This is a genomic window from Vibrio chagasii (genome assembly GCF_024347355.1).
GTDB lineage: Bacteria > Pseudomonadota > Gammaproteobacteria > Enterobacterales > Vibrionaceae > Vibrio > Vibrio chagasii.
The window spans coordinates 20045-32184 of record NZ_AP025469.1; the positions used below are offsets into that span (position 1 = coordinate 20045).

Consider the following 12140-nt stretch of genomic DNA (forward strand, 5'->3'; position numbering starts at 1 on the left):
TGGCTGGGTAGGCTTGCCTGCCCTGACAAAAGGAGTACCACGCTTGCGTGGAGCTTTTATTCATTTGAGGTCTTTATGTGTCCCTTGAAATTCCTTATCGCGATGTCCGCTTTGAGCGCATCGGCGCTCTGTCACGGTTATACCCAAGAAGAACTCCAAGCATTTATGGAGCTCGAAAACACGATGCTACAAGCGCCAATGCCAGAAGAGACGGCGCGCATCATTGAATCTCAACACCAAGCCAGTGATGACTTTGCCTTAGAGGCGAAAGAGATGGCTCTTTTTTGGCAAGAAAAAATGAAGCCCCAACATCTTGAACGAGCCATCGATATACCGAAACCGACACAAAACCCGAAAGCGGCACCAACTGGGGTCATGGTGTTTGTTTCACTCACGATGCCAGATGCGACGTTGCGTGCGCTTTTGAAACAAAGTGAACAGTGGCAAGTGCCGCTTGTGATACGTGGTGTCTTGCCTGCGGGCTTTCCTGCCACCGCAAGACGTATTCAATCGTTGTTAAAAACCCGCCAGCCCGATAAACCGATCCAAAGCGGGTTTGCCATTAATCCTGAATGGTTTCGAACTTTTGGCATCACAGATGTTCCCTCGTTTGTGGCTGTGAAATCTGGGCGCTGCTTACCTAAACAAGCTTGTGAAGAAAGTGATTATGACCTGATTAAAGGCAACCTCTCTATCCCCGATGCGCTCAATCAGCTGACTCAAGGCGACAACCCAGATGTGGTTGAAGAGGTGTTAAGGAGGCATCAATGAAACGACTTCTCACTCTATTGTGTCTCATCTCAACCTGTCAGGTATTGGCTGGCCAGGGTGACACGTACTACGATAACGTCGGCTGGGCACAGGGAGCCCAGCAAAGCATACCAGGCCGCGCTAAAGACAACCTCAATGTTGACGACTACTGCGCCGACGATGCATGCAAAGAACAAGTGCGTAACCCTAATGAAGCCCAGCTCAATGATGGCAACATGGACACGGAAAAACAAACTCAATTCCTTTCCAATGAGCATGCGAACGCAGTGCAAGGGAGCTTTGATAAAGGCAGACCAAATGTTAGTAGTGATCCGGCGTATGAATTTGCGCTTATCGCTCAAGACAACGCCTATGAAATCACCCACGGCATTTCCAATCAGTACGTGGATTGTAACAATGGAACGAACTGCACCATCGACTACATCCCTAAACTCTGCCGTCAACCGACCAACAACAATGTGCCGTGTACAAAAGTGCCTCAATTCTCGGTGCAAACTACAAGCGCAACAGTATCTAAAGTTTGCCGCTGGGACTTTTATTATTATGTATGGATCGATTCGTCTCCGCCAGGGATGAGATGGAAAGGAATCGTTTCAAATGAAGACAGTCCCAATATATTTTATACAAGAGGTAAATTTCGCATGTCTGGCTTTGGTATAGCGTCTGACCAATATGAAATTTGCAGGCGTGAAACGCAGTGCCCTAGCGGCTACACAGTATCTGGCGGTAACTGCATAAAAAATATAGTGTCTTGGAAAACCCACTGCACTCTTTTAAGCGAGTGTGCTGTGACCTCTGAGCGTTGTATTGAAGGCAGAGCCACCCGTTACATCAACGGTATACCGACCACACTCAATTGCTGGAAATATCAAGTCAATCATCGATGCACTCGACCGAACACATGTAATACGTTGCCTGCCGATTGCACCACCACCGCCACCCATTGCAGCGCTCAACAAAAAGGCGTCTGCATTGAAGAAGAGCTGGATAAGTCCTGCCCTCAACAGCGTTGCAGTTCGACAGACTTGATATGTGGTGAAGAAAGCTTTTGTCTTGATGGCGATTGCTACGGCGAGATGCCAACTCCGTCCGATGACTTTAATGAATCCGCCGCCGCGCTCGCCGCCTTAGCCAAAGCTGCTGAAGGTCTGGGCGACCCCCCTTTAATCTTTTCTGGCCAAGGTCAAAAATGCTCGAAAAAAATGGGCGGATTTGCGGATTGTTGCAAAAACGGCGGTTGGGGCACCGACGCAGGATTGGCGCAGTGCAGCGATGATGAAAAGGCGTTAGGCCAAGCCAAAGAGAAAAAGCTGACTATTTATTTGGGCAGTTATTGCGCGAAAAAGGTTCTGGGAAAGTGCATCCGTAAGAAGAAAGCCTACTGCGTTTTCGATAACCTCTTGGCGCGCATCATCCAAGAACAAGGCGTTCAAAACCAGCTAGGTCTGAGCCTCGGCACCGCCAGAAACCCAGTCTGTGGGGCCATCACCCCTGAGCAAATGCAGCAAATTAACTTTGAAGATATCGACTTTTCAGACTTCTTCGGTGAAATGCACAGCAACACTAACCTACCGTCAGGACAAGAAATTCAGAATCGATTGTCCAGTGCTTTAGGAGGTCAATAACGTGATACGTACTGTCACTTTGGCTCTGCTGTCCGCCGCCTTAATGGCGGCGGTGGCCAGCCCAAAACACGCCATGGCAACCCCCACTCCCAAAGGTTGGAAGTGGTACAACGAGCCGACATCCAAACCCAAAGAAAAGGCAGCACCCAAGCCCCTGCCACCGAATACAACAACTCGTGTTATGAGCGCGACGGAACAAATGGAATGGTTTCACGAGGTCTACAATGAAGCCCTGACTGATGCGACGATTCATTCTAAGGATGAAGAAAAACTCAAAACGGTCATGCAGCTTCACCAGTTCATCGGTGAGCGCACCAGTGAAACGGGTATGACCTTTAAAAAGGTACTGCTGAAACACCCTGAATTGTCTTATTTGAAGGATAGACCGACCGAGTCTGCGGCACGCAAAACCTACTACAAAATCGAACGGGATAAAAAAATCGATGCTGTGGTGCAAATGCGCGATGAAGGCTGGGGCTTTTTCTTTGTCTATGACGGCAAAGATGCGCTAACGCAAGAGCTTGCGCCATCGTTGCAAAGCTTTGCCGATACTTACGAGTTTGAAATCTTGGGACTATCACGAGATCAAACGTTTGTGACTGGTATTCGGGATAATCGTCATAACGATAGCAAGGTCGACGTGCCCTATGCCCCCGCCCTTATCTTGGTAAACCCAAATACTGGGGAGATGAAGCCTCTTGCTTATGGTTTTATTTCGCAAACGGCCCTGCTAGGTCGCTTTTACAACGTGGCCAACGACTACCAATCCCCTGATTTTTAACCTCCTCCACTTTCTTGGCCAGTTACAACGACACCGGATTGGGTGTACTGGCCACTACTGCATACTTCTCTTTGCCTTGACATAGCAAAGACCCAAACCGAAGAGGCTTATCATGCTCCTACGTACTATTACTGTTTTCTTTTTGTTGATGTCTTCCTTTACACCACTCCAGGCGGCGACGAATGATGATTATGCCATGGTGTTCTTTTTCCGAAGTGACTGTCCTTACTGTCACCGTTTTGCTCCCAAAATAAAAAACGTCACAGAGCGACAGCAACTGCAAACCTACGCATTTTCACTTGATGGCCAATCCATCCCCCACTACCCAGTACCGATACCAGCGACGCCAGAGATAAGCCAAATGTTTTTTGAAAACCCCCGCAGTATCACCGTCCCTGCCACCTTTTTGATTAACGTGAATTCTCAGAAATTTGTGCGCGTGTCGGTCGGAGATGTCACCGCTAACCAACTGGAAAGCAGTGTTCGCCGCATTCTAAGTGACCCTGAAGTATTGGAGGCCATACAGTGAATACACTCTCCGTTTCATTAAAAGGCCGAGTGATCGGCGTCGTACTTTGCGGCTTATTGTGCCATACCGCTCAGGCTGGCGGTCTGAGCGGCTCACTCAATAATTTCTTCAATGGGTTGGGCTACAACAATAACGTTACCAACCCGAGTTCTTATAAGGGGCAAGCGGCCAACTATTACAATGGTGGCTCGTTGTCGGCGCGCACCCCGATTGTGAGCGCGCAACTCATGAGCATTGTTTTACCTGATGTGTCTGCGGGTTGTGGTGGCATAGATGCTTTTGCGGGATCGTTTTCTCATATTAGCGATGACCGACTTATCCAATTTGGCAAAGGTGTTATCCAAAATGCTCCCACTTTTGCGGTAGATTTAGCTCTACAAATTTGGGGGGCACAGATAAAACAAATTCGCGATAATTTGCAAGCCATTGCAGATAAATATCTTAACCAATCCATGACATCTTGTGAGGTTGCTCAAGCCGGTGTCTCAGCGCTCATGGGAACATTTGGGGGGCAGAAGGCTAAGCAACACGTTTGCCAAACCATCGGTACACAAAATAATGCGTTTGATGATTGGGTGAGCGCGCAAGTGGAATGCGGCCCTGGCGGGCAAACCAATGCGCAAGTCACAGCGGCGCGCCAGGACGATTCGAAGGGATTGGATGAGATTGCCAAAGTTAGCCATAACATCGTGTGGTCTGCGACCCTTAAAAATAGCTGGTTGGCCAGTGACACCGCGTTGGCCGAGTTCTTAATGAGCATGTCGGGCACCTACATTTATGATGCAGCGGGAGTGCCTGCCTATTACGCCTCGCTTTTGACGGACAATAATAACCTGGTCGACGCCATGCTAAAGGGCGGCAAGATTGAGTATTACAAGTGTGATAATACGGGGAAGAAAGCATGTTTAGCGCCTAGAAAAAAGGAACTGACGCTTGCGAATGACAAAGCGTTAGAGATTCGTATACGCAAGACACTGGAAACGCTGTACATGAGCGTCGCCAATGACACGGGATTGACCGATGCACAGAAAAGCTTTTTGGAATACACGGAAACGCCGGTGCTGGCGGTGTTCATCAGCTCAGTCAGAAACAACAGCTACCCCAATTTTTCGGCGTATGCCCGCGTCATTGCCATTGAACTACTGGCTCGTTACCTCAGAAACATGCTGACCGTTGTCACCACATCGCTCACTCACACCAAAGTGGACAGTAAAGACATTGCAATCATCATGACCGACATTGATCGAGCCCGTACCTTCACCAACGGCTTAGCAGACAAAGCAAAACGCGTCATTCTGACGCAAGAGCAATTGAATCAGGCATATAAAGACAATGATTCGGACGCCATGAGCAAGGTCAATAAGCAACTTTTACAAAACCTATCTTTCGGGGGCTAACGTGACACTCGAATATTACACGTATACACAAGGCGCCGCGATAACCAAGGCGCTGAATGCGATTGCCACTTTTTTTTCCAGTCAATCCTTTGCATCGTTGATGTCAATAAGCACCATGATTGGCGCGGCCATGACCTACGCTTATTTTGTTGCATCGCGTAACCCTAAACACATCTACGTTTGGGCCATCGTATTTACCCTCGTTCCTTCAATGCTGATAAAACAAACGGTGACCATGCAGGTCATCGATAAAACCGAACCTTCTTCAGCGTATTCAGTGGGCAATGTGCCTTACCTGGTCGCGTTGCCGACTTGGTTTTTCTCGTCAATGATGGTAGGCAGCGCCGATGCGATTGAATCCATCTTTACCACCACCGACGATGAGCGCTATGGCCGTACAGGGATGATGTTTGGCTCCGAGCTGTATCAACTGTCTCGTCAAAGCGACTTAAAAGACATTGAGCTTCGCCGCTTATGGAATGACTTTTTTCAAAACTGTGTGGTCGGTGACATACAAATCAACAAAAAGTACACCTGGAATGCGTTGATGAACGCCAAAGATGTGTTTGCGTTCTTTGATGGTCAAACCATGAGCCCACTTCGCGGGGTGATTCTGAATGATGTCAATCAAACCTTCAAAACGTGTCAAGAGGTCTACCCAGAACTCAAAGATGGGTTTAACGTCTCAGCGGCGGATGAGTTGGATTTGATTGCTACGTACTTACACGGAGAAAAGGCTTTGATGTACAAGTCGCACATTCAAAATTCTTTATCGAACAGCTATCAAAAGTTCATCAAAGTCAGCGATAACGCCGTGAACGTGCTCAAACACAACATGGCCATTAATGCCACGCGTTACAGCATCAATACCATGGACCCATCAGCCAGTGCCATGAACTACGCTTACACCTCGAATAAAATGCAACAAACTTCGATGTGGGCGACCTTGGGGATGCAGGCGAGAGAGTTCATCCCGATGATGCACACGATGTTATTCACTTTGTTCAGTTGCCTGGGCTTTATGGTCGCGGCCGTGGCTGTGATACCGGCATTCACTAAGATGGTGCTGACCAACTACATCAAAACGTTTGCTTACCTCGCCACTTGGCCTTCGTTATTCGCCCTTCTTAATGCCATTATGACTTGGACACTGGAAGCGCATTCAAGTGCCACGGCTAATCCCATGCAAGGGTTAAGCTTGTCTAATGCCAACGCCCTGGATGAACTTCACATGCGCTATGGTTACATGGCGGGTTTTTTGATGATGAGCATTCCTGTTTTAGCGGGAAAAATCTTGCAAGGGGGCGTCGCCGCCGCGCAAGCCATGAACTATCAATTAGCAGGCATGATAAACAGTACCAACGCGCGCGTATCGGCGGCCTCTTCGACCGGTAACTTAGACTTTGGCAACTTGCAGATGCAAAACCACAGTTTCAACAATACGTCTGCGAATAAGTTTGATGACAACACGTTATTGAGAACAGGCATGACCACCGTTCAGCAACACGATGGCTCTCTCGTTAAGTCTTTCCAAAACAACGGCGGGCGCAGGACGTATGATGCGCAAGAAACCGAGTCCAAACCGTTGTGGCAAGCGCAAGCCTCTAACATGTTACAAAACAGCGTCAACGACCAATATACGGACGCGAAAACCGCCCAAACGCAAAACATGAACAGTTTTAATGACAGCTTTTCAAAGGGCTTTGCGCAAAGTGACCGCTGGAATGACAATTGGAGTAAAAATCGCAGTTATGGGGATGGGCAATCCGTGTCGACGGAAGGTCAAATCAGTCAATCGCATTCGAAAATGGAATCGGCTATTCAGAGCGTGTCGGAGACCACTGGTTGGAGTCACGACCAAGCAAAAGCGTACGTAACAGCAGTCAATGCTGGTGTTGAAGTGGGGACGCCACCAGGGGCGAACTTGCTGTTTGGTATGAGCGCGAAAGCGGGGATCAACTGGAGTCAAGATGACCGCGAATCGTTCAGTAAGATGAGCGCTGAGCAGAAACAAGCGCTGTCTCAAGCCACAGAACAATACAACGAGGGGGCCACTGAAATGCAGCGTGCAGGCCGTACGCTCGATGCCAAGGAAAACCGCAGTGAAGTGGAGCAATACGCGCACGACTTTGCAATGAACTTCCAACGTACTCAGCAAACAGCCGCGGCGGTCAATGAGTCCAATGCCGAGGTTGACACTCTCAGTCACATGCAATCGAGACTGAAAAACGACACCGTGAACTTCAGTGCCAGCGCCATTACGGGCTTCCAGCAGTATTTGGAGGGCACAGTAAAGAATCCAAATGACGTTGCTCGCTTGATGAATGCCTATAAGCCAGAGGACGTGCAAGATGTTCGAGAGTGGTTTGACAAATACTCGCACAGTGACGATTTTCAAAAGCACTACGGGGTCGACACCTCAAATGCCTCTTTGGATGCGCTCAAAGAGAAATATCAGCCGAAAGATTTAAGTACGTCGCCGTCCCTCACGCCTGAGCAGAGCGTGTTAATCAATACTGGCTCAGACCAGGCGCTTACCCAAACCAATGAAGTCGCCGCAGAGATGTTTCAGCTCAATGAGAGTGGGCAACTGTATGTTGATAGCACTTATCAGAATGTGAAGATGAACAGTCTACTTGCGGCGGGGCATTATCAAAATGAAGTCAAGCCTATTTCTCCACCAACCACGGCTGAAAGTAGCCCTGTACAAACGGACGTTGAGCAAGAGGTTAGCCCGGCTCAACCGGCGCGAGTGGGCGGAACCACAAACTCGAATTACCCCTTGTATCAACCACCCCAAAAGTAATGGTTAAAAATACAGCACTGTGCATTTAAACACATAGTAAACTATGTTAATATAAACACTCTTCGGTAAAGGTAGGAATGAAGCATGAAATGGATGATGACGGGATTACTGAGCGTGTTAGTGTGCTTGCCTGCGATGGCGCAGCCGTGGCATAAGAGTCCTAAATTGGAAGCGCTGGTCACCAAGTTGAACGCCACGTATGAGTCAGATGATTTACATTATCTAGACATCAAAATGATGAAGCAAGTCGACAACCTCTCTTACTTCATTCGCTACCTTGATAAGCCAGGCACACCAGAGCACGCCCAGCTTAAAGCGTTTTTGTGGGGGATGCAGTCGGCGCACATCGGCAGCATCAACCAACAAATCCAAACCAACGTGGTGCCGTGGTTTTGCCCGCCAGGGGGCAGCTTGAGCACGGTCAGTCACAACGCGAAAAACCCGACCGAGTTTATTGAAAACATCATCTGGGGAGCTCTTGAGCGTGATGTGGAAACGAATCCAGATAGCTTTAGTGCTTATAACGGAGCTGCATCATTCGCACCTGTGACGGGGTTTATTTTATACGGCCTACAAACGAAATACCCTTGTTACGACAAAGTGCCACCATCGCATCAATTGGTGGGCTTTAACTACTAACGTTGCGCCATCAATTCATGAAAAAGCACGCCACTTGGCGTGTTTTTTTATGGGTATGAATCGCAGCTCTAACAGTGTCGCTGTTGATTGATTCATGGCTCGCGACACCTGCTATATGCTGGCATGTAGAGGTGGGGCGCGCCCGACAAACGCAGTGCGTCAGTCTTTTTAAGCGGGCCCGCTTAGATTAAGGAGAAAATATGAAATACACACCCAATGAGCCCATGGTGTTGGAAATGCTCGAAGGTAACGACTGGCGCTACCTTCGAACCACTTACGCTAAGGCCATCCGATTACTTAAGCGAACGTCTCATCGTGGTTATTTGCTGTATCGAGAGAAGGAGCCTGAGAGCGGGTTACCCCCTCATTAACCGGTGGGCTTGAAATGCGATGCAACAACAAGTGATTCACTTGCTGCTCATCCACTGAGTCGATGTCGACTCGATATACCCCATTAGCTTGCACGGCTTGAATGAGCGTATCTAAACGCTGCGTTTTCACCGCGACCGTTAAGGGCTTAATTTGGTTATTGTCGGCATCAAATCCGTTTTCAACGCTTTTCTCTTTCATGTAAAGCGTGTCTATTTCCATCGCTTCTTCTGCGTTTTCCAGCATTGAGGGGAATTGGTGCTGCTCATACAGTGCGTTCAACATAATATAAAGTTCATCGGCGGGTGTGAACCTCGCTCGGTACGTCAAGTTCATAGCATTGACTTCCCATAGCTTTTGCTCAAGGTTGCCTGTCGCGCGGCGGCCAATACTCATCATCGTTCTTATTTCATTTTTGCACGTAGCAAACTGAACTTTTTTCAGTGTGGGCTTGATGAACTTGACCAACTGTTCATTTCTGCGTTGGGTTGTCCAGAACCCACCTTTCTGACTCATCGTGCAATAGAGTGCAAGCAACGCGTTTGTCACTAACTCATCAAGCGCTTGATAGTGTTTGAAATTTTTACTCATGAAACCGTTCTAATAACCCAGCGAAATACTGAGTCTAGCAGAACACGCTAGAAAATCATGGTTTCTCCCCTGTCCAATTTCTTTACCCCTTTATTTATCCAATCATGAATAAGGAGCGCCCATGCGTACCCGTAAGAAAAGTAACCACTTTACCCGAGGTGGCCAAGTTACCTTTCATTCCATTCGAATGTTTTTCCAAGTCAATAACACCCTCATTAAGTTCATTGGCTGGGGTATGGTGTTGTCGACATTGATGCTGACGTGGTGGAACGCCCCTAAGCATGCTTTTTGGGCTGAGTTCTATTATTGGCGTAATTACATTTACGCGAAACTAGGCAAACCCTTAGACAGTGTTGTGACTACCATTTGGGACGGAAAACGTTACCAAGACAGCTTAGCGTCTCAGCTTGAAAACACGGTATTACTCGATATACATGCTGAAGTGTGGCGAAACGCCCAACTGTTCTACTTACTGTCGATGTTGATTGGTTTCTTTATTTTTTACTTGATGCAGCGGTTTTTCAAAGAGCAAGGCGAAAAGCAAAGTGAAGACTTTCATGTACGCGGCTTTCGGTTGGTAGCCCCTGACGTGCTTTCTAAAACACAAATTAAACGTGCCAAAGTCAACCGTAAACGAGGGTATGGCGACGGCTCCATCTCAAAGTTTAAAATTGATGGCCATGCACTGCTTAAACAATCCTTTGAGGTTCAACACTTGCTCATCGATGGCACTACGGGCGCGGGTAAATCGGTGATGATCCGAAAATTGGTGCGCTGGATACGCGAACGCGGGGATAAAGCCATCATCTACGACAAAGGGTGTGTGTTTACCAGTAAATTTTACCGCCCTGATACGGATGTGATCTTAAACCCGTTTGATGCGCGTTGCGCCAACTGGAACGTTTGGTGCGACGCCAAAGACGCGCCCGATTTTGAAAACATGGCGGCGGCCCTCATTCCTCAACATGGCGATGGTGATCCGTTTTGGGTGGACTCAGCGCGTACCATTTTCTCTTCCACTGCGTTTCGTATGAGCCAGGACAACAAGCCCGCGACCACTGCTCGGTTGCTGAGCTTAATTCTAACCAGTGAGCTGGAAACGCTTGGTAACTTCTTGGAAGGGACGGAAGCCGCCGCTCTAGCTTCAAAGGACATCAAGAAAACGGCCATTTCCATTAAGTCAGTGTTGGCCACCTACATGAAAAGTATGCGATTTCTGGATGGGCTGGATGATAAGGATCGTGAAGCCGTTCTGCAGAAGCCTTTTTCCATTACCGATTGGGTTCAAGACGATGAGCAAAGTGGCTTTTTATTCCTATCGAGCAACGCCCAACAGCACGCTTCACTGAGACCACTTATCTCGATGTGGTTGGCGATTGCCTCAAACGCCATACTGGGACTTGAACCCAATGAAGACCGACGTATTTGGGTATTAATGGACGAGATGCCGAGTCTTCATAAACTCCCTGAGCTGGGTTCCATTATTGCCGAAGTTCGAAAATTCGGGGGGTGTTATTTGATTGGTATCCAGTCGTACGCGCAGTTGGTAAAGACCTACGGCAAGAACGCCGCCGATGAGATGTTTGATTTGTTGAACACGCGCTTTTTCTTTCGCGCCCCCTCAGCACAAATGGCACAGATCTCTTCCAAGGACTTGGGTGAGCAAGAAGTCGATATTTCCAAGGAAAACGTCTCTTACGGTGCAAACACGTTGCGCGATGGCGTCTCTCTGGGCCATCAAACGGTCACAAGACCTGTGGTATCCCCGAGTGAGATACAAGCCCTGGACGATTTGCAATGTTACTTACGCACACCAGGCGTTGATCTCATCACCAAACTGGACTTGGAGTTCGATGTTATGAAAGACATTTGTCCGTCATTCAACAAAAGAAGCGTGACATTGTCACAGCAAATGCAAGAAGCCTACGCACAAGCGACCTATTATGAGAGCGTCGCGCCTAGTATTCACCTCTCAAAAGAAGAGCAGCAACCGTTGCTGGATATACAACAAGCTAAGTTTGATTCCAAAGAAGAAATGTTGAATGAAGCTAGCCAAATGAGAGAAGCGATGCAAAGTGACACCGTGCAAGAGATGGTCGAGTCAAAGGATCGAGACAATCATGAGTACCAAGAGCAAACTCAACGTGTCATTGAAGAGCAAGCCATCTCCCCTGAAATGGAAGTAGGCGAAATGGTTGACTAGCGTTGTCCTTCTCCATGCCACACAACCTGCAAGCCAATAAGCACCGATATACCTAGGGCTGCTTTCAATACACTGTGCCCTAATACTCCCCCCAAAATAAAAAGGAAATTCAATGAATCAAATATTTTGTCAATGCGACCAATGCAAGCGAGATATTCTTGTTGGTGAGGAAAGAATGACAGTCACCCAGAATATCGAAAAAATTGAAGATGAATCTTGTGTTATACCACTGAAAGTGGACGTTGTTCATGCCTTGTGTACGACATGTACACCTCTGCTGCCCAAAGACGATAGAAACAAATCCATTAAGCTTACATTACGCAGAGCAATTGATGAGTTTTTTGACATCTTCGTTGTAAGAACGGGGGGGTAGGGTGCCTCCTTCTTTCTCTCATCATCATTGCCGATGTCGGCATCTTAAAAATAATT

General features: G+C 47.9%; 10 protein-coding genes. 9 read left to right on the forward strand and 1 reads right to left on the reverse strand.

Features of this window, described 5'->3' with window-relative positions:
* The first annotated feature begins 75 nt into the window (after positions 1–75).
* The 7 genes from trbC to OCV52_RS25420 all read left to right on the forward strand — a co-directional run bounded on the left by trbC (position 76) and on the right by OCV52_RS25420 (position 8548).
* On the forward strand, positions 76–771 hold the full coding sequence (gene trbC / locus OCV52_RS25390) for a type-F conjugative transfer system pilin assembly protein TrbC (RefSeq protein ID WP_137408135.1): 696 nt from the start codon (positions 76–78) through the stop codon (positions 769–771).
* The gene (traN, locus tag OCV52_RS25395) at positions 768–2396 is read left to right on the forward strand and encodes a type-F conjugative transfer system mating-pair stabilization protein TraN (RefSeq protein WP_170222458.1); all 1629 of its coding nucleotides are present in this window, start codon (positions 768–770) and stop codon (positions 2394–2396) included. The genes trbC and traN overlap by 4 nt, the downstream gene beginning before the upstream one ends.
* A gap of 4 nt (positions 2397–2400) precedes the next feature.
* Positions 2401–3177 (forward strand): type-F conjugative transfer system pilin assembly protein TraF, encoded by a 777-nt coding sequence (gene traF / locus OCV52_RS25400; protein WP_390903416.1) that lies wholly within the window; start codon positions 2401–2403, stop codon positions 3175–3177.
* Positions 3178–3289: 112 nt separating this feature from the next.
* On the forward strand, positions 3290–3706 hold the full coding sequence (trbB, locus tag OCV52_RS25405) for a type-F conjugative transfer system pilin assembly thiol-disulfide isomerase TrbB (protein ID WP_137408137.1): 417 nt from the start codon (positions 3290–3292) through the stop codon (positions 3704–3706).
* Complete coding sequence (locus tag OCV52_RS25410; RefSeq protein ID WP_137408138.1) at positions 3703–5103, forward strand: conjugal transfer protein TraH; 1401 nt, start codon at positions 3703–3705, stop codon at positions 5101–5103. The genes trbB and OCV52_RS25410 overlap by 4 nt, the downstream gene beginning before the upstream one ends.
* 1 nt (position 5104) lies before the next feature.
* A complete protein-coding gene (locus OCV52_RS25415) occupies positions 5105–7909 on the forward strand; it encodes a conjugal transfer protein TraG N-terminal domain-containing protein (protein ID WP_137408139.1) in 2805 nt (934 codons plus the stop codon).
* A gap of 84 nt (positions 7910–7993) precedes the next feature.
* Positions 7994–8548 carry a hypothetical protein gene (locus tag OCV52_RS25420; RefSeq protein WP_137408140.1) on the forward strand — a complete coding sequence of 185 codons (555 nt, stop codon included), beginning with the start codon at positions 7994–7996 and terminating at the stop codon, positions 8546–8548.
* A 297-nt stretch (positions 8549–8845) separates the two neighbouring features.
* Here OCV52_RS25420 and OCV52_RS25425 read toward each other — a convergent pair whose 3' ends face one another.
* Entirely contained in the window at positions 8846–9508 is a 663-nt protein-coding gene (locus OCV52_RS25425) for a DUF2913 family protein (RefSeq protein WP_137408141.1), read from the reverse strand.
* 121 nt (positions 9509–9629) lie between these two features.
* Between OCV52_RS25425 and traD the strand changes: the two genes are divergently transcribed.
* Together traD and OCV52_RS25435 are read left to right on the forward strand one after the other, a co-directional pair.
* Complete coding sequence (gene traD / locus OCV52_RS25430; protein WP_137408142.1) at positions 9630–11711, forward strand: type IV conjugative transfer system coupling protein TraD; 2082 nt, start codon at positions 9630–9632, stop codon at positions 11709–11711.
* A 112-nt stretch (positions 11712–11823) separates the two neighbouring features.
* Positions 11824–12084 (forward strand): hypothetical protein, encoded by a 261-nt coding sequence (locus tag OCV52_RS25435; RefSeq protein ID WP_137408143.1) that lies wholly within the window; start codon positions 11824–11826, stop codon positions 12082–12084.
* Positions 12085–12140: the final 56 nt, after the last annotated feature.

What these genes read in the sequence shown, in the direction of transcription:
- trbC (WP_137408135.1), top strand. Translation starts at nt 76, where the DNA reads ATGTGTCCCTTGAAATTCCTTATCGCGATGTCCGCTTTGAGCGCATCG.
- traN (WP_170222458.1), top strand. Translation starts at nt 768, where the DNA reads ATGAAACGACTTCTCACTCTATTGTGTCTCATCTCAACCTGTCAGGTA.
- trbB (WP_137408137.1), top strand. Translation starts at nt 3,290, where the DNA reads ATGCTCCTACGTACTATTACTGTTTTCTTTTTGTTGATGTCTTCCTTT.
- OCV52_RS25420 (WP_137408140.1), top strand. Translation starts at nt 7,994, where the DNA reads ATGAAATGGATGATGACGGGATTACTGAGCGTGTTAGTGTGCTTGCCT.
- OCV52_RS25425 (WP_137408141.1), bottom strand. Translation starts at nt 9,508, where the DNA reads ATGAGTAAAAATTTCAAACACTATCAAGCGCTTGATGAGTTAGTGACA.
- traD (WP_137408142.1), top strand. Translation starts at nt 9,630, where the DNA reads ATGCGTACCCGTAAGAAAAGTAACCACTTTACCCGAGGTGGCCAAGTT.
- OCV52_RS25435 (WP_137408143.1), top strand. Translation starts at nt 11,824, where the DNA reads ATGAATCAAATATTTTGTCAATGCGACCAATGCAAGCGAGATATTCTT.